Origin of the sequence: Lentibacter sp. (assembly GCF_965657785.1) — a bacterium.
Lineage (GTDB): Bacteria > Pseudomonadota > Alphaproteobacteria > Rhodobacterales > Rhodobacteraceae > Lentibacter.
Window position 1 is genome coordinate 1 of the sequence record NZ_CBFHPP010000009.1, and the last position, 18265, is coordinate 18265.

An 18265-nucleotide genomic window follows, 5' to 3' on the forward strand; every position below is an offset into this window, starting at 1 on the left:
AATCAATCACATAAACGAACCAGAGCCTCCAATGCTCAAACCGCTATAATGTCCCATTTTATATGACGACGGACAGGGGGGCAGTTAAAACGCGTCATGACGGCCATGGCGATGGCGCCACGCCCCGACCTGATCATTTTTGACGAACCGACCATGGCGCTGGACGTGAAAAGCCAAGTCGAGATGTTGACCACACCAGGTAAAATCCCGATCCAGTCTTCTATTGCCAACCCCACTGTGCCGCCAATGTTCCATTGGCCTCCATCGGGCCTGTCAGGTGCTGCCATCCAAATGCGAAACCTTGGCCAGCTATGCCCGCTTGCAGAGCCACAGCGTAGTCGTTCAGGCGCAAACCCCTTAGACCTATTTCAGTCCCGACGTCGAAATAAGCGAACCATTGTCTCCAAGTTGGCCGCTCACGAATGAGCTCCTCAAAGTGGATCAGGCGCTAATGCACGAGACGGCCCAAGCTCTTTAGGTTGACCGCAGCGGCCATCGTAAGAGGGGCGGCGACCGCATATATGACTTCTTTGGCAAGAACTTCTACGTTGCAGTTCGGCCAATACCCTTTCCCATACCGCACGACCAAGGACATATTCTCGACGTCGATATCCTGCTCACGGTCGCTGGCCTGAAAACGCGGGTCCAGCCCGAGATGAGGCCATTAATATTCGCACGGCGTGGCATCATCCAATAAAAGTTAAACGCCGTTGAGGCGCTGAGAGGAACGAAATCTATTCATGCATACCGTCTGACGGCCTGCGCTGACCCCAAGAGCTGATCGAAAGCCAGTGTTACGTTTTTGTAAAAACGTTTCCCTGCGGTTGTTGATCGGACCTGCCTGTGCTTTTAGTTGAAAAGTGGCGGACAGGAAGGGATTCGAACCCTCGAGACGGTCACCCGCCTACGCACTTTCCAGGCGCGCGCCTTCGACCACTCGGCCACCTGTCCGAGATCCGTCTATCGAAAAAGCGGGTGGGTCTGCAAGCCCAAACTTCCCTATCGGTCAGATCAAATGCAGGTTCACACGTCGGTTCTGTTTTCCTTTGTTTTCGATCTTGCCAAGACGCAGCTCACCAATCTCGCTGGTCCGTGCGACGTGTGTGCCACCACAGGGCTGAAGATCAGTTATATCATCCGCTTCGCCAATCTGAACAAGCCGAATAGGCCCCCGTCCGCGGGGCGGCGACACGCTCATCGTTTTCACAAGCGCAGGGTTCGCATCCAGTTCAGCTTCTGATATCCAGGTTTGGATCACAGGCAAATCTGCGCCAACAAGCGCGTTGAGTGCCGCCTCAACGGCCTCACGATCCGAAGGCAGCTCTGGCATCATAAAATCAAGCCGCCCCTTGTCCGAACCGATCTGCCCGCCCGTCACAGGCAGAGGCAAAACGACCGACAGCAAATGAAGCGCCGTATGCACCCGCATATGCCTGTGACGTCTCTCCCAATCGAGATGTTGCACAAGCTTCACACCGACCTGTGGCAAAGCCTCAGGCGCTGCCGGCACAAGCACAATCTCCGCGCCATCGCCTTTGACAGTCGTTGCAATCTCAAGCGTATGACCATCCCAGACAAGGCGTCCGCTGTCGCCAGGTTGGCCGCCGCCTGTCGGGTAAAAAACAGTGCGGTCTAAAACAATGCCGCCTTCAGCCGTATGGGCGACAACAGTTGCTGTGAGGTCGCGAAGATAAGCATCGTCTAAAAATGTCGCTTCGCTCATTTGCCCTCTCTCTCCTTTTTGTCTGATATCGCAGCCGAAGTCAGAGGCTTCGCACGCTTGGCTTTCGATTTTGCCTCAGTCTGTGCCGCTGGCAAAAGCGCCTCTGGATTTCTGATCCAGATATCGCGCTGGTTGAACGGAATTTCGACACCTTCCTCTTGGAACCGCTTTGCAATTTCATGGTTCATATCCGAGCGCACAGACATCACAAAGTTGACGTCTCGCAGTATCGCGCGGATTTCAAAATCAAGGCTATCCGCCCCAAAGCCCTGAAAGACAATCGTCGGCTTTGGATTGAGCAAGACCATAGGATGCGCCTCGGCAATCTCGCTCAATATCCGTTCAATCTTTCGGGTGTCGTTGCCATAGGCCACACCAACAGGCACAATCACCCGCCCGACGGTATTGCCTCGGGTGTAATTGGTGACCTTTCCGCTGATCAGATCGGCATTGGGCAAAATCACATCAGAGCGGTCAAATGTCTCGATCCGCGTCGAGCGAACAGAGATATCGCGCACTGTGCCGTGGGTTCCGCCCACTTCGATCCAATCACCCTCAGAAATAGGTCGCTCGATCAGAAGAATGATACCCGACACAAAATTCGAAACAATATTCTGAAGACCAAAACCAATCCCGACAGAGAGCGCACCAGCCACAATCGCAAGGCTGGACAGATCAATCCCCGCACCGGTGATCGCGCCGAGAGCCGCCAAGAATATCCCGATATAGCCAACACCAGAGACAAGCGCATTCTGTCCGCCCTGATCCATCTGGGTCTTGGGCAAAACCGTGTTTTTAAGCGCCCCCTGAAGAAGGCGTGTGATAATATAGCCAATCACAAAAACAACCGCAAAAGTCAGAAAGGCCCCTGCCGTGATCGTCGTCTCTCCAACGGTAAACCCTTCCCGCGCACGGCTCCAAAAAGCCGAAATCCGTGCATCGCTCGTGCCCCATATTCTCAAGAACTGCGGCAAGGCCAGCAAGATCAAAGCAAAGCCTGACAGGGTCGGAACAAGCCCCTCACGGGCCTCTTCGGCCCCTCCACGCAAGACAACCCAAAGCTCCGCGACAACCCGCTGCGCCAAAATCAAGACCGCAATCAGAACCAGAGTTTCAATTGTTTGGAAAACAGCAGTGGTTCCCGCTTCAAAATACCCTGCTGCCAAAAGCCCAATGCCACCAAGCCCAAAGACCATGATGACGCGGCCCAATAGACCATACATACGGTCAACGTAGCGGGGCGCAGCCTCCTCTTCGAGCGCAGCGCTGGCGGCTTGCGAATGCTGACGCAAGAGGCGGCCAAGCTGCCAGAGAAGATAACCTCCAATAAGGATCAAAGGAAAAACAGTCACGACTTTGGCGCTCGCCGACCACGTGTCATAACGCGCAAACGCATCGAGAATAAAACTGAGGCCAAACACAACTCCAAGACCGATCACCGTCTGGCGGCCTCGCGTGTTTTGCGCCTCGCTCAAGGAAAAGCTGTGAAAGCTGCGGTCTGCGCGAGCAAAAACAAATGCGCTCAGCCACACCGATATAATCACAAAAAAGCCACCCTCAATCACCGCTTCAATCAAAGGATCGAGCCGCAAGCCGACCAAGTCCGAGGAATAGACAGCAAAGGCCAAGCCATAGAGACCAAGGGTTGCAACACAAAGCTGCACAACCGAAAGAACAAACGCGGTAAGCCAGCCTTTGGCGGTGTTTCTATGGCGCACAAAGCGCTCGCTCAAGGCCCGCACCCATCTCCACCCCATCAGCAAAAACACAATCGACACGGACACAAGTGTCAAGAATGTCGGCAAATTCTGGATAAAGGCCTCACGCTGGCTGGGATTATTCCAACTTGTGACAACTTCGCCCCGCGTATTGACCAAAGAGCTCTTAAGGGCGGTCCAGCCCCGCGCCCAAAGCGTCGGGTTAAGCGGGCTTGGCCCGCGTTCCAGAAAGGCATTGGCCTGTCTTTGGGCCAATATGCGGTCAATCTCACCAATTAGGGCATCTGCACGGCTTTGGGCCACTTCTGCCCGCTTGCCAGGGGCCTCAAGAGCAGCCAAGCGCGCGGTCAACGTCACCCGCTGGTTGGCAATCTCTTCAGGCTCTATGCCTGTCTCAGGCGCTGGGCCAAGGGCCGAAACCTGTGCTTGCACCGCGCTGATCGTGCGCACATTCGCGTCTTTCGCGCTCAAAAACTCTGTGCGCCAGCCGACAAGATCTGTGCGCAGATTTTCCAAAACCACATCAGAGGCGCGCCCCGCTTCCACAGCGCCTTCGATCCGTGAGGCCAATGTCTGCCACGCTTCATAATCAGGCTTCGCCGCAGTGCTCGTCTGTGCATTCAGTGGCACAGCCAGCATCATGACCGTCAGCCAAAGTGCGACGAGGCTCTTGATCAAACCCTGCGGTCTCATTGAGTCACCTCCTCCATAACGGAGGGGATGTCGCGTGGCTCACGCTCCATCCATTCAGGCACAGGCAGGCCCTTTTCATGCAAAAATTCGGGGTTAAACAATTTGGACTGATAGCGCGTGCCATAATCACATAGGATCGTCACAATACGATGCCCCGGCCCCATGTCGCGCGCCATACGCACTGCGCCGGCAATATTCACGCCCGAAGAGCCGCCAAGGCACAGCCCTTCTTCGGCCAGCAGATCAAAGACATAAGGCAGAGCCTCTTCGTCAGGCACCTGACAGGCCATATCAGGCGTAAACCCCTCAAGGTTCTTTGTGATACGCACTTGCCCGATCCCCTCGGCAATCGAGCCACCCTCCATCTTGATCTCGCCTGTGGTATAATAACTGTAAAGCCCCGCACCCATAGGGTCCGCAATCCCGATCTTTACGCCCTTGGGCTGCAAGACCATCCCCGTGCCGACAAGCGTGCCGCCCGAGCCAACCGCACAGATAAACCCGTCAACCTTGCCGCCTGTCTGCTCCCATATTTCGGGGCCAGTGGTTTCGATATGCGCCTGTCGGTTGGCCACATTGTCAAACTGGTTTGCCCAGATCGCGCCGTTTGGCTCGGTCTTGGCAAGCTCCCGCGCCAAACGCTCCGAATAGCGCACAAAATTATTGGGGTTGCGATAGGGCGCAGCTGGCACCTGCACAAGCTCTGCCCCTGCAAGGCGCAACATTTCTTTTTTCTCTTCAGACTGCGTCTCAGGGATCACAATCACTGTCTTAAAGCCCATAGACGCGCCCACCAGCGCAAGGCCAATGCCCGTGTTGCCAGCCGTGCCCTCCACAATCGTGCCCCCAGGCTTCAACTCGCCCCGCGCGATCGCGTCTTTGATGATATACAGCGCCGCGCGGTCTTTGACAGACTGACCCGGGTTGAGAAACTCGGCCTTGCCATAGATGTCACAGCCTGTCTCTTCGCTGACTTTTCTAAGCCTAATCAGAGGCGTATTGCCCACGGCCTCCGCCAAATCTCGTGCAATTCTCATGGGCTGTCTCCTTAGGCTCAGTGCCGCACAACCTAGGCGTTCAGATAGAGCACCACAAGCCGCATCAGCCGCAAAAAGCCAAGGTTCCAAACAAAGCCCCGAAAGCGGGAAACTATCCCTGTCGCAAGCGCCCCCGCTCGCCTTTGAGCCACAGCAATAGGTGCAAAAGCGGGCCAATATTGATTTCACCGCTTTTCATCAAAGCCTCAGCCGCCTCAAAGCTGAGAACATGGCTCTTGATATCCTCGGACTCGCTCTCAAGCCCTCCCATCCCAGAGGCCGCATCAGGCAAATCACACAGCCCGATGAATGTGTGAAAATACGTGCTGATCTCTCCGGGCGACGGATAATAACCCGCTACAGGCTCAAGCGCGTCCAACACAAGCCCCGCCTCCTCTACACACTCGCGCTGCGCCGCCGCCTCTGGAGTTTCTCCAAGATCGACGCGCCCCGCGATTGGCTCAAGCGTCCAAGGCAAAGGGTCACCGCGCCCCAAAGGCCCCATCCGGAACTGCTCAATAATCAATACCCGATCCCGCACAGGATCATAGGGCAACACAAGCGCTGCATCCCCTGTCAAAAACACTTCCCGCACCATCTCGTCACTTTGGCAGCCATCATAGCGCAGATGGCTAAGGCGCAGAGTATCTGTGCGAAAATAGCCGATATGGCTGAGGCGTTCGTCCTTTAGCATCACATCTTTTCGCCCATGCGCCGCCCGCAACGTCGCTGGGCTGGGCTGGTTCTCGGCCAGATAACGGGAATAGGCCCGCGCTCTGATCCTCTCAAAATAGCGGCCAAGCTCACTTGGGGCCACCTGCCCCATCAACCCCATAATCTCGCGCGCCGAATGCTGCGTCACAGGCCAATCTGTTTCGCTCCAGCGCTCAAGGCTCCAAGCCTCGCCCGCTTGCCAAAGATCAGGCTCGGGGAAATAGACCAATGTCTCTCTCCCTTCGATTGTGACAGGCAAAAGCCGATAGCCAAAGCCAAGCTCGTAATAATCAAGCCGCGCCTGCTCCTCCGGTGTCACATCAACCAGCAAGACCCCGTCACAACGGCCTCCCGCCTGCTCCAAAATAAGTGGAAAATCATGGCCCTCGGCGCGCGCGACATGATAGCCCTCAAGCACGGAAGCCCGCATCCTGTCGTGCGGCAAACGCCCCAAGACAATCTCAAGCAGCCCCATGTGGCGCAGCGTGCCATATAAAAAAACCTGTGTCACAGCTTGCCTCGCGTCTCGTGCCGTCTCTTAGCGCCAGCGACGGTTGGCAAATTCGGCAAAGACACCGCAAATCAGCCCACCAGCAACCAGAGTTCCTATAATAGTGACGCGCAATAACTCAGCAGAATAGTCAATCGCAAGCTGAACCGCACCAATCAAAGCCTCCATCGGGCCATCAAACTTACGATCCAGAGACAATTGCAACATTTCCCAAAAAGCGTGAGTAAAGACGCAATAAAACACCGCGCTGGCGACAGCCGTGAGACCAAGCCCAAGCGAAACGGAATAAGCATTGCCCACCCGCGCCCCAAGTATCCACCAGCCAACGGCCGCAGAAATCACCACATTAATCTCCATCAAGCGGCCCAATTGCAGGTCAGGGTCTTCAGAGAGCATCGCCGCCTTGACCATATCACTCACAAGATAGGCAACAACGGCAAGACAAACAGCAGAGAGCAATTTGGCGGCAGTGGGCATTTACTCTGACTTTACAATAGTGATCTGAACTACATCACAGTTACCGCCATGAAATGACGCGGCGCAAGAGGTTAGATAAAAATTCCACATTCGACGGAAGCGGTCATCAAAGCCCATCGGCACAATTTCACCCCATGCCGCGTTAAAGCGTTCATGCCAGCGGCGCAGCGTTTGTGAGTAGCTTTCGCCAAACTCAAGCACATCCGTTTCCGCCAGCCCTGCGCGCGCAATCTCGGCCCGCAGCGCCGTTTTCGATGGCAGCATCCCACCCGGGAAAATGTATTTCTGGATGAAATCGACACCCTTACGGTAGATTTTGAAGCGCTCTTCTTCCAGCGTGATAATCTGCAAACTCGCCCGCGCCGCGGGCTTCAAACAAGCCCTCACCTTGTCAAAATAAACAGGCCAGTATTTTTCGCCAACAGCCTCAAACATCTCGATTGAAGCAATTCCGTCATATTGGCCAACTTCGTCGCGATAGTCCTGCATCTTCAAAGTGACAAGGTGAGATAAGCCAGCCTTTTCAATACGCTCCTGCGCATACTTCAACTGCGCTGCGCTGATGGTCAACCCAGTGACGCGCAAGCCGCGCTCGCCCGCCGCATATTCAGCAAACCCGCCCCAGCCACAGCCGATCTCCAAAATATGGTCGCCCGTCTTTACGCCCAAAGCGTCCACAAGGGCCGCATATTTCGCACGCTGCGCCGCCTCAAAGCTCTCTTGTCCGCTCTCAAACAAGGCGCTGGAATAGGTCATGCTCTCATCAAGCCATTTGGCGTAAAACGCATTGCCCAGATCATAATGATAAGAAATGTTCTTACGCGCCTGCCCTTTGCTATTTGACCGCATCAAATGGCGCAGCCGCTCAAAAGCTTTCACAAGCCCTTTGCCAGGAAAACCACGATAGAGAATTTCGTTGCCTGAATTCATGAGGTCAAGAAAAGCCTGCAAGTCAGGCGAGGACCAGCCCTCATCCAGATAGGCGTCACAAAAGCCAAGTTCGCCCTCACGGATCAGCCGTGCAAACACATCTGGGTCATGAATATGCACTTCCCCGACAGGCCCCGCCGTCGCGCCCTCCGCCCGAAAGCGCCGCCCGTCAGGCAAAACCACATCCAGACGCCCGACAGGCATCTGCTTGGCCAGCGCGAACACCCGCGCAAAATACCTCGGCAAATCGGTCTGCCCTCTGGTGTCTGTTAGTATCATTTATGCACCTCCCCTTGGCGCAGCCCCTTCAGGCTAAATCGCGCGATCCTGTCTCGCAAGTTTCTTGTTATCTAGCACTATAGGCTGCCAAAGCCCGCTCTCGGCCGTCTTTCAGCCCGACAATAGGCTGTGGCCGTACGGCTTTTGGCGATAGCCCTGAGTGTTTTGGAATAGCCTCGTAAAAATCAAGTGCCGTCTGGGGCGGCTCCCGTTGGCCTTCCGCAATCCAACGCTTGAAATACGCTCGCTCTGGGTCAAATTTCTGCAACTGGGTGTCAGGATTGAAGACCCTGAAATAAGGCGCCGCATCAGGCCCGCTCCCCGCAACCCACTGCCAGCCCATCGCATTGTTGGCTGGGTCAAAATCAATCAGCTGATCGGCAAACCAGCGCTCGCCAACCCGCCAATGCACCATCATATGCTTGGTCAAATAGCTCGCCACAACCATGCGCGCGCGGTTGTGCATCTTGCCCGTCACCCAAAGCTCGCGCATCGCAGCATCAACAAAGTCAACGCCCGTGCGACCATATTTCCAAGCCTGCACCTTGGCGTCCGTTTCATCCTCACTCCAAGGAAAACTGTCCCAGCCCTCACGCCAGTTGTCGTGAAGCATATGCGGAGTGTGAAACATCAAATGATGCGCAAAGTCTCGCCAGCCCACTTGGCGCAAAAACGGTTCCAGCCCACGCATCCCTGCCGCCGTCGCCGCCTGACCCGTCGCCCAGACACTGCGCGGCGATATTTCTCCATAGGCCAGATTGTCTGAAAGGTCAGATGTCCCCTCTGTAGCAACCTGATCTCGCGCCGCCTTATAATCTGCCGCACGCTCCTCAATAAACCGTGTCAGCTTTTCCCAAGCCGCCACCTCGCCCGCCGTGCTGTGACGCGCCAAAACAGCCGCGCCCCGCCGCATATCACAAGAAAGGGCCCAGCTGGCCAGATCGTCACTGTGAGGCCAAGCCTCGGGCGCAATAAGTCTCGCAGGCAAGGGCAAAGGCGCGGCAACCCCCAAAGGCTCAATCGCGCGCCAAAACGGAGAAAAGACTTTATAATAGTCACCCATTTTGGTTTTGACCGTCATCGGCTCATGCAGCAAATGCCCCGCATGGCTCTGCGCTGTGATGCCCTCATCGCGCAGTGCCGCCTTCACATCCGCATCAATCCGTCGCGACGCGGGGTCATAGAGCCGCCCCCAATGCACAGCGCCCGCACCCGCCTCAGCGATAACCGCGCGCAAAACATCAAGCGCAGCACCTTTGCGCAAGACAAGCTTAAGACCCTTGGCCTCAAGCCCCGCTGCCAAAGCCTTCAAGCTCTGCTCAAGCCGCCAGCGCGGCGCCGCGCCAAGCGCCTCAACCCGCTCCTCGTAAATAAACACTGGGACAACAGGCCCCTTGGCCGCCGCCGCGGTAAGCGCTTCATTATCAACCAAGCGCAAGTCGCGCCTGATCCACCAAATGGATGTTGCCGTGGTATCGCTCATAAGTCCCCGCCCGTGTTTACGTCGTTTACGGGCGCGCCCCGCTCACAGATCACAAAACGCGATCAAGCGCCTCCATAAGCTGTTGCACCTCGGCCTCGCTGGTATAATGCACAAACGAAAGTCGCAACACGCCCTTCTCGGGATTAACCCCCATCGCCTTTAGCGCTCGCACAGCGTAAAAGTCGCCGCCGCCCGCCATGACGCCATGCGCCGCAAGCTCTGCCGCCACAACCTCCCCCGATTGCGCCAGTTCCAGCGCAACTGTCGGCGCGCGCCCAACCGCCTCGGACGGCCCGATCAGGCGCACCGAGTTCTTCGCGCTCACATAATCCAGCAGGGGCTGCAAAAGCCTCACCTCATGGGCGCGCATCAAGTCATGCACCCCCGCTGCCTTTTCTGCCGCCGTGCCTGCAATCCCATGGTGCGCCGCCAGCGCGTCAGCATAATCTGCCATCCCTGCCGAGGCCGCCACCTGCGCATGATCTGGCCCCGCAGGGGTAAAGCGTTTGTAAAGGCTGCCCGCATTAAAATAATGCCCTTGGTTTGGCAGCGTCTCGCCCAAAGCCCGCCGCATCACCATGAGGCCTTGGTGCGGCCCATAGGTCTTATAGGCCGAAAACAGATAAATATCAGGCCCCATCAAGCCCACATTCGGCAAGCCGTGCGGCGTATAGCTGACCCCGTCCACACAAACAAAAGCCCCCGCAGCGTGCGCCAGCGCGGTGATTTCCACCACAGGGTTGATCTCGCCCACAACATTGGAACAATGGGGAAAGCAAACAAGCCGCACCTTCTCGTCCAAAAGCGCCTCAAGCTTCTTAAGGTCAAGATGCCCCGTCTCGGGATCAACCTGCCATTCGCGCACCTCAAACCCCTCATCTTCCAAGCGCCGCCACGGGCCAGTGTTGGCCTCATGGTCCTGATTGGTCACAATGACAGCGTCACCGGGCTGCATAAATTGACGAAACGCATTGGCCAGAACATAGGTGTTCTGCGTCGTTGATGGCCCAAAGCTGAGTTCGTCGCTTTCAACCCCCATCATCGCCGCCAGCCGGCTGCGCGCTTCATCCATTTCTGCGCCGCCAAGCCGTGAAGCCTCATAAGGCGCATAGGGCTGCACTTTGCGTTCTGTGTAAAACCGCGTCAGCCGGTCAATCACAGGCTGACACGTATAAGAACCACCCGCATTTTCAAAAAACGCCTGCCCCTGAAGGCTCTCTTGCGCAAAAGCGGGAAACTGGCCGCGTACAAATTCGATATCAAGCATGAAGGTTTCTCCTCGGTGTATTGGTCTCATCAGGCCCCTGTCGGATAGCCACTCTTAATGGCAGGTCCTCCAGCCGAGCCGCCCGTCGATAGACACCGAGCCGCAGCCACCCCAAGGGATCAACACCCAAGTGAGCAACGCACCAGTGCGTAGCGCGCCCAAATCCACAAGGTCAAGCACCACAGCCCGTCAAAGCCAAGACAGCCCCCCTAACTTTTTCTTTCTCTAAATATCCCAGGGGGTATGGGGGACTGGTCCCCCTTTTAAATCCAGCGCTATGGAAGGCTGGTCCCCAGTCACACAAACGCTATGGCGAGCAAAGCCCATCCTGCGTGCGCGCTTGCGCGCAGGCAGGATGGGCCACGGGGCGGCGCGCGCAGCGCGGCGCAAGTCTCAAGCCAGCGCCGCCGTCAGCTTTTCGCCATTGGCCTTAATCTCCGCCATATCTCCCATCACACCCGCAGGCCCCAAAGCCCGCCCCTCATGACGCGGCAGAATGTGGAAATGAAGGTGAAAGACTTCCTGCCCCCCCGCCGCTTCGGAAAACTGCTGCAAGGTGATCCCATCCGCCCCAAAGGCCGTCATAGCGGCCTTGGCCAGCTTGTTCACGGTGCTCATACAGGCGGCAAGCTGCGCGGGGCTCGCATCCAGAATATTGCGGCACGGCGTCTTCGGAATAACCAGACAATGCCCGGGGCTGCGCGGCATAATATCCATAAAGGCCAAGGTCTCCTCGTCTTCATAAACCTTGAAGGATGGGATTTCCCCTCGCAGGATTTTGGCAAAAATATTGTCCATGTCATAGCTCATAGCATCGCTCCCAAAACGCATTTTCCCAATCTCTTTCACAAATCACGCCCCCCGCCAAGCACGTTCACCAAAAAGAAAGCCGCCCCAAAGGGCGGCTCTCAGAACAGTCTGTTAGATGCCTCAGGCGTTCACATCCACAACAACACGGCCCTTGACTTGGCCTTTGAGAATGTCGCGGCCCAGCTGTGGCAGGTCGCTAAGCGTGGCGGGCTGCACCATCGCCTCAAGCTTGTCCATCGGCAGATCCTTGGCAATCCGCTCCCAAGCCCGCAGACGGTTGTCATAGGGCTGCATCACCGAGTCGATCCCCAAAAGGTTCACACCGCGCAACAAGAACGGAATGACAGTGGCCGGCAAGCCAGCACCCCCCGCAAGGCCAACAGCGGCCACAGATGCGCCATATTCCATCTGGCCCAACACACGCGCCAGCATATCGCCGCCCACGGCGTCAATGCAGCCGCCCCATGTTTCGCCCTCCAGCGGGCGCTTCACCGTTTCGTTCAGCTCTTCGCGCGCCACAATCTGGCTCGCACCAAGCGACGTGAGGTAATCCGCCGTTTCAGGCCGCCCTGTCACAGCCGCAACCTTATAGCCAAGATTAGCAAGGATCGCCGTGGCCACAGAGCCAACACCGCCCGCCGCGCCCGTGACAAGCACAGGCCCCGCCTTGATGCCGTGATCTTCCAGCGTCATTACCGCCAACATCGCGGTAAAGCCCGCCGTGCCCACAGCCATCGCCTGACGGGTATCAAGACCAGCAGGCAGCGGCACAAGCCAGTCCGCCTTCACGCGGGCCTTCTGACCATAACCGCCCCAATGCGCTTCACCCACGCGCCAACCGGTCAGAACAACCTTGTCCCCCGCCTTGTAGCGCGCATCACTTGAGGCCTCGACTGTGCCGGCAAAGTCGATCCCGGGGACGTGGGGATACTTGCGCACAAGCCCGCCGCCCGGGCCAATGCAAAGCCCGTCTTTGTAATTCACTGTCGAATACTCGACCGCCACCGTCACATCGCCCTCAGGCAAGTCAGCCAGCGTCAAGGGCTTGACCGCTGCGCTCGTTTTGCCGCTCTCTTCGTCTTTATCCACCACCAAGGCGTTAAATTCACTCATCTCGTCCTCTTTCTTCTAAATCCAGAATGTCTCGCGCACCGTCGCCGCGCGCACACCCGCAGGGGTGATCACATCCACTTCACTGCCCTCGTCCCAATGCGTCATACGCACCATTCCGATAGACACATTCGTTGCAAAATCAGGCGAGTAAGCTGAAGAGCTAATGTTGCCTACCTGCTTGTCGCCGACCATAATCGGCCAAAGCCGATCACATGGCGGCACAGCATCGCCATGAATTTCTACAGCGCGGATCTGGCGCACTGGGCCTTCCTTAGCGACGCGCAGCAAAGCATCACGCCCCACACAGCCAATCGCGCTTTGGGTGTTGCAAAACTTGCCAAGCCCGCACTCATGCGGCGTGTTGTCATCGGTCATGTCGTTGCCATAGCTCAGCAAACCGCCCTCGATCCGCTCAATCAGGTTGGGACAACCCGCATGAATATCATGCTTTTTGCCCGCTTCCATCAAAGCGTTCCACAGCGGCATCCCGATATCGCTGCCTTCTACATAAATCTCAAAGCCGCCCTGCTTGGAATAGCCTGAGCGCGCCACAGCCAGCTTACGGCCCTGAAACTCAAGCATCGCAAAGCGGAAAAAGCGGATATCGCGCACCGCGTCCCCAAAGACATCCGCCATAACATCATCGGCCTTCGGACCCTGAACCCCGAGCGGGCTGACATCTGGCTCCTCGACAAGCACATCCAGACGATAGCCATAAGCAATGCCCTTAACCCACAATAGCAAATCACTGTCCGCAATCGAAATCCACCAACGGTCTTCCGCCAACTTCACAGCCACAGGATCGTTGAGCATCCCCCCCGTCTCGTCCACGATCGGCACATAGTAACACTGACCCACCTGCATATTGCGCAGATCGCGCGGGGTGAGCATTTGCATCAGCCGCGTGGCGTCAGGCCCGCGCAGCTCCACTTGCCGCTCAACAGCCACATCCCAGAGCTGAACCGCCTCCTTGAGGTGGCGGTAGTCTTCTTGAACCGTGCGAAACACAGTTGGCAAAAGCATACGGTTGTAAACCGTGTAGCCTTTCACACCTGCAGCCTCCACACCCTCGCTAAAGGGTGTGCGGCGCAGGCGACGCGACAAAGAGATGAGCGCCATTAACGGGGGCCTTTCCAATCAATCTGGCAGATTTCGGCGCTGCGGCCGTCAAAATCCCAGACACGCCCAAAGGCGCGCACACGTCCCTGCGTGGCCTTGGCCACAGTGATATCAGGGCCCATCCAATATTCTGTGTTGGTCACAACGATGTCTTTACCGTCCTTGCCCTCAACAGGAATAACCGAGCCTTTGATTTTCTTGCCAACCATCAAGCGGCGCTCTTTGCCGACCGTCTCAAAGGTGATCGGCGCGCGCTCGGCGCCCAAGAATTCGCCAACCAAAAGGCCAAATAAGCCCGTTGTGCCACGTGCAGCGCCAGAGAAGATCGCCACAAGCGCTTCATACTGATCGTCTGTCGCGCGCTCGTCGATATAGGCGGCCGCTTTCCAGTTGCCGCGGCCCATATTGCCGGGGATCTCAAGGAAAAGCCCCACATTGAGGCCCGAAAGGCTCACGCCGCCGTATTCGCCATCATCAATACGCACACCTGACCAAGCTTGGCAGTGGCCTTCCGTGGGCGGGTGCGTGCCAAGGCTCACAACACAGGGGCAAAACACTGTGCAGTTGCAATTGAGAATAAGTTCGCCCTTGATCTCCCAAGGGATTGTTCCAACTTCACCATCTAAAGCCATGTTCTTCCTCCACTAAATGAAAGCGCCAACCAGCGCAAAAAGCCCCCAGCCAATGAGGCCATACCCCAAAGGACGTGTGAGCCAACGCCCGATATCGGGCAGTTTCTCCAAAATCATCATCACAGTCGCCAGCCCCATGAACGCGAGATTCATGACTCCACCCACAAATCCAAGCAGCATCAAGGCCCAGCAACAGCCAAGGCAGACAAGGCCAAGCCGCACACCGTTGCGCCACGCGCCCTCATCCCAATGCTGCATAAAAAAGCTGATCGGGCGGCGGCACTTGCTCAAGCAAGCCTCCTTGAGCGCCGAAAACTGATAGCTTCCAGCGCCAATCAACAGCCCCGCCGTCAAAAGCGGCGACTGGCTCTGCCCCAGAAGATCGACCGCGCCCATCTGCGTCAGGCCCATCTGCACAGCCGCCGCAAAGGCTGCAAAACCGAGCCAAACCACAATATACCCCGCAACCAGCGCTCCGAAGTTGCCTTGCCCTGTTGAGCCGACAAGATCATCATAAGTGCCAAACGCAGGCAAAGCCGTCGGCGCCATCATCGCCGCCGACATCAAGGCCCACATCAAAAAAAGCCGCGCAAGCCCTGCCGCATCGGGCGTAACAGTGCACAGCGCCTCCCAGAAATCTGCGCCATACAAATTGGAATATGCCCGCATCTCCGCAGGCACAGCCATCATAAACAAAGCCGCCCACGCCAAAGCGATCACGGCAAACAATGTCAGCCAATGCCATCCGGTCATGGTTTTGATACGCTCTATCAGCACGTTGTCCTCACGCGACTCAGGTCTTGAATGCAAATGTCAGACAATTTAAGCTCTACGTAAAGAGTGAATTGTCAGACATATGAAAAAATCAACATCCAAACCAGCAGACCTCTCCGCCACAATCGCCAAAAACATCCGCGACGCGATCATATCAGGGGAGCTGATTGTCGATGAACGCCTGCCCTCGGAATCCGATCTCTCCGAGCAGTTCAACGTCTCCCGCCCGACCGTCCGCGAGGCCCTCAAGCGCCTCGCCGCCCAGTCGCTGATCCGCACACAGCGCGGCGCCACGGGCGGCGCTTTTGTCAATCATATCAGCTTCCAAGACGCCTACCCGCAGCAGATCACCACTTCGACCCTGCTCCTGAGCATGAATGACGTCAGCTTTGATGTCGCCTGCGAGGCCCGCTACACGCTGGAGCGCGCCTGCGCACCACTCTCTGCCGCGCGGCGCACGCCAGACCAGCTCGCGACAATGCGCACAGAGATTTTTCGCCAGTCCCAGCCTGCCCTGTCCGATGAGGCCTTCTGCGCCTCCGATGTCGCCTTTCACCGCGCGCTTGTCGATGGCGCAGGCAACCCTGTGCTCTCTTATCAGCTCGCAGGGGCCGTCGAGGCCATGCAGCCCCTGATGAACATGATCACCTTCACAGCCCGCTCCCGCGCCGCAATCATTGATCTGCACAGCCAGATCGCCGATGCCCTTGAGGCTGGCAATGCCAGCGATGTCGAAACCCGCCTGACAGAGCTTGAACGCTACACTCAAAAACTGGCCGCCGATGTCTTTGCCCGCCGCAAAACAGCCAAAAAGCCCTCATAATCTGGCCGTAATTAAAGGCCATCCTCTTCGCCAAATTGCGCAGCCATGGCGAGGTCAAAATGTATACACGTCACTTAACAGAGATCGAAAACACGCCTCATTTCGTCGATTGGGGCAATGGCACAAGCCACCGCCTCCTCACCGAACAAGACCAAATGGGCTTTACCATCTGTCATACCGTCGTGCGCGCCGGATCAGAATCCCGCCTCCAATATCGCAATCATCTTGAAGCCTGCTATTGTATCTCAGGCTCAGGTTCGATCCGCGATCTCAACGGAACATCCCTTAAAGTAAACGTCGGAACCGTCTATGTGCTTGATCAACATGATGATCACTTTCTCTGCGCCGATGCAGGCGCGGATATGGTCCTGATAAGCGTCTTCAATCCCCCCCTCAAAGGCACAGAACGCCACAGCCTCGCCGCAAATTCAGGCTCGGCCTATTAAAGCGAAGTATTTTCATTTTCCCCCTTCAAATCGCCCCGATTAGCGACTATTTTGTAGGTGTCTCCTCGGAGACTATGAACATAAACGCGCTTGTAATAAGCGGATCGGACCCGGGGGCGGTACCCGGCGTCTCCACCAAACATCCTTCATTTGGGGATCATGGGGACGAAATAGGATCGACGAACGTCTAAAGAGGTTAGCTTTGTTTCGGCTGGGTGCCACCGTATCGGCCCAAAATGTACAATTGCAAATGACAATCGTGCTCCAATGGCGATGGCCGCGTAAGCGACTGGAACTGTTGAAATCTAAGTCCTTACGCTTAGCGGCCTAAGGCGGGGTTCGCAGGCACCTGGCAACAGAAGCCTGCACTTTCCTCTCCCTTCCCCTCTCTGATATAGCCCCTATCATGCGCCCCTCTCACACAGCGCTTTTGGAGCCACCACATGACGCCCCCAAGCGCGCAAGAGTTCAACCGCACATTCGCCCGCATCGGCCTTTTGTCTTTTGGCGGCCCCGCCGCTCAAATTGCCTTGATGCACCGCGAGCTGGTGCAGACACGCTCATGGCTGACAGAGCGCCAGTTCGCAGGCGCGCTCAGTTTTTGTATGCTTCTCCCTGGCCCTGAGGCCATGCAGCTCGCAACCTATGCAGGCTGGCGCTTGCGCGGGCTGAAAGGCGGGCTGCTGGCGGGGCTGTTCTTTATCCTCCCGGGCGCATTGGTGATCTGGGCCTTAGCCGTCGCCTATCTCCTTTACGGCGCACAGCCTTGGGCCGTCGCCGCGTTCATAGGCGTCAAAGCCGCCGTAATCACGATTGTGGTTCAGGCGCTCTTTAGCCTCTCGCAAAAAGCGCTGACAAGCTGGCCCAGCCGCGCCATAGCCCTTGGCGCTTTTCTGGGGCTTTATACCCTTGGCGCGCCCTACCCGTTGATACTCGCCCTCGCGGCCCTTGCGGGCAGCCTGCTGTTCGCCTCAGACAGCGAAACACCGAGAGAGCTGCCGCCCACGCTCCCTCTCGCCCAAAGCCTGCGCTGGCTCGCCTGCGGCGTCGCGCTCTGGCTGGCTCCCCTCGCCGCTCTCAGCCTCTCAGGTCAAACCTTCCTCACAGAGCTGGCCGCCTATTTCGCCCAGCTCGCCCTGCTCAGCTTTGGCGGGGCCTATGCGCTGCTTGGCTGGATGACCCAAACCATGGTGCAAGATCACGGCTGGATCACCTCCGCTCAAATGATCGACGCCCTCGGCCTCGCCGAGACAACCCCTGGCCCGCTGATTCTCGTGACCCAGTTCACAAGCCATATCGCAGGCCATGCCCAAGGCAGCTTTGGCCTCGCCACCGCCGCAGGGCTGCTCACCCTCTGGATGGTCTTCACGCCCTGCTTTCTCTATATTTTCCTTGGCGCGCCCTATCTTGAGCGCCTCCTCGCTTGGCCGCGCTTGCGCGCCGCCCTCTCAGGCGTCACAGCCGCCGTCACAGGCGTCATTGCCAGTCTCTCGCTCTGGTTTGCCCTGTCTGTGCTCTGGCCAAACGGGCTGACGGGCGGGTTTGAGCAGGTTTTTGCCCAAATAAACTGGCCTGCACTCGCCCTGATCGCCTCAGGCGCGGCCATCTCACGGCTCACAAAAGGCAATCTTTTCATCCTGATCCTCGCAAATGCCCTGCTCGGCTTCGCTCTCTTTACAGCCCTTGGCCTTTAGCGCGGTTTCGGTCTTTTGTTTT

At 57.1% G+C, this 18265-nt stretch carries 16 protein-coding genes, 1 tRNA gene, 1 other RNA gene and 1 pseudogene; 5 read left to right on the forward strand and 14 right to left on the reverse strand.

Annotated features, from left to right (window positions below; translation table 11 throughout):
- Positions 1 to 72: 72 nt before the first annotated feature.
- A pseudogene (locus tag ACTF58_RS07105) lies at positions 73 to 192 on the forward strand (ABC transporter ATP-binding protein); the annotation flags it as partial.
- 669 nt (positions 193 to 861) lie between these two features.
- Here the strand turns inward: ACTF58_RS07105 and ACTF58_RS07110 are convergent.
- The 14 genes from ACTF58_RS07110 to ACTF58_RS07175 form a co-directional block, all read right to left on the reverse strand.
- Positions 862 to 951 (reverse strand) — tRNA-Ser (locus tag ACTF58_RS07110).
- A 55-nt stretch (positions 952 to 1006) separates the two neighbouring features.
- Entirely contained in the window at positions 1007 to 1723 is a 717-nt protein-coding gene (locus ACTF58_RS07115) for an alanyl-tRNA editing protein (protein ID WP_438991281.1), read from the reverse strand.
- Positions 1720 to 4134 carry a DUF3772 domain-containing protein gene (locus ACTF58_RS07120; RefSeq protein WP_438991282.1) on the reverse strand — a complete coding sequence of 805 codons (2415 nt, stop codon included), beginning with the start codon at positions 4132 to 4134 and terminating at the stop codon, positions 1720 to 1722. Before ACTF58_RS07120 ends, ACTF58_RS07115 begins: the two co-directional genes overlap by 4 nt.
- Positions 4131 to 5171, reverse strand: coding sequence for a cysteine synthase A (locus tag ACTF58_RS07125; protein WP_438991283.1), 1041 nt, complete (start codon positions 5169 to 5171; stop codon positions 4131 to 4133). Before ACTF58_RS07125 ends, ACTF58_RS07120 begins: the two co-directional genes overlap by 4 nt.
- Positions 5172 to 5283: 112 nt before the next feature.
- Positions 5284 to 6396 carry an NUDIX domain-containing protein gene (locus ACTF58_RS07130; protein WP_438991284.1) on the reverse strand — a complete coding sequence of 371 codons (1113 nt, stop codon included), beginning with the start codon at positions 6394 to 6396 and terminating at the stop codon, positions 5284 to 5286.
- 27 nt (positions 6397 to 6423) lie between these two features.
- Entirely contained in the window at positions 6424 to 6873 is a 450-nt protein-coding gene (locus tag ACTF58_RS07135; protein ID WP_438991285.1) for a TrgA family protein, read from the reverse strand.
- On the reverse strand, positions 6874 to 8082 hold the full coding sequence (locus ACTF58_RS07140) for a class I SAM-dependent methyltransferase (RefSeq protein ID WP_438991286.1): 1209 nt from the start codon (positions 8080 to 8082) through the stop codon (positions 6874 to 6876).
- 67 nt (positions 8083 to 8149) lie between these two features.
- Positions 8150 to 9565: a cryptochrome/photolyase family protein gene (locus ACTF58_RS07145; RefSeq protein ID WP_438991287.1), complete on the reverse strand. Its 1416-nt coding sequence runs from the start codon at positions 9563 to 9565 to the stop codon at positions 8150 to 8152.
- A gap of 49 nt (positions 9566 to 9614) precedes the next feature.
- Positions 9615 to 10832, reverse strand: coding sequence for an aminotransferase class V-fold PLP-dependent enzyme (locus tag ACTF58_RS07150; protein WP_438991288.1), 1218 nt, complete (start codon positions 10830 to 10832; stop codon positions 9615 to 9617).
- A 393-nt stretch (positions 10833 to 11225) separates the two neighbouring features.
- Positions 11226 to 11642, reverse strand: a complete 417-nt coding sequence (locus tag ACTF58_RS07155) for an HIT family protein (protein WP_438991289.1) — start codon at positions 11640 to 11642, stop codon at positions 11226 to 11228.
- A 120-nt stretch (positions 11643 to 11762) separates the two neighbouring features.
- On the reverse strand, positions 11763 to 12755 hold the full coding sequence (gene acuI / locus ACTF58_RS07160; protein WP_438991290.1) for an acryloyl-CoA reductase: 993 nt from the start codon (positions 12753 to 12755) through the stop codon (positions 11763 to 11765).
- Positions 12756 to 12770: 15 nt separating this feature from the next.
- Positions 12771 to 13874: a dimethylsulfoniopropionate demethylase gene (locus ACTF58_RS07165; protein WP_438991291.1), complete on the reverse strand. Its 1104-nt coding sequence runs from the start codon at positions 13872 to 13874 to the stop codon at positions 12771 to 12773.
- A complete protein-coding gene (locus tag ACTF58_RS07170) occupies positions 13874 to 14506 on the reverse strand; it encodes a DUF1326 domain-containing protein (protein ID WP_089888530.1) in 633 nt (210 codons plus the stop codon). The genes ACTF58_RS07165 and ACTF58_RS07170 overlap by 1 nt, the downstream gene beginning before the upstream one ends.
- Positions 14507 to 14518: 12 nt before the next feature.
- A complete protein-coding gene (locus tag ACTF58_RS07175) occupies positions 14519 to 15259 on the reverse strand; it encodes a DUF2182 domain-containing protein (RefSeq protein WP_438991292.1) in 741 nt (246 codons plus the stop codon).
- Positions 15260 to 15362: 103 nt separating this feature from the next.
- Here ACTF58_RS07175 and ACTF58_RS07180 point away from each other — a divergent pair, with 103 nt between their 5' ends.
- The 4 genes from ACTF58_RS07180 to chrA all read left to right on the forward strand — a co-directional run bounded on the left by ACTF58_RS07180 (position 15363) and on the right by chrA (position 18243).
- A complete protein-coding gene (locus tag ACTF58_RS07180) occupies positions 15363 to 16103 on the forward strand; it encodes a FadR/GntR family transcriptional regulator (RefSeq protein WP_438991293.1) in 741 nt (246 codons plus the stop codon).
- A gap of 59 nt (positions 16104 to 16162) precedes the next feature.
- Positions 16163 to 16549: an ectoine synthase gene (locus ACTF58_RS07185; protein WP_438991294.1), complete on the forward strand. Its 387-nt coding sequence runs from the start codon at positions 16163 to 16165 to the stop codon at positions 16547 to 16549.
- A 20-nt stretch (positions 16550 to 16569) separates the two neighbouring features.
- Positions 16570 to 16919: a transfer-messenger RNA gene (gene ssrA, locus ACTF58_RS07190) on the forward strand.
- A gap of 73 nt (positions 16920 to 16992) precedes the next feature.
- On the forward strand, positions 16993 to 18243 hold the full coding sequence (gene chrA, locus ACTF58_RS07195; RefSeq protein WP_438991295.1) for a chromate efflux transporter: 1251 nt from the start codon (positions 16993 to 16995) through the stop codon (positions 18241 to 18243).
- Positions 18244 to 18265: the final 22 nt, after the last annotated feature.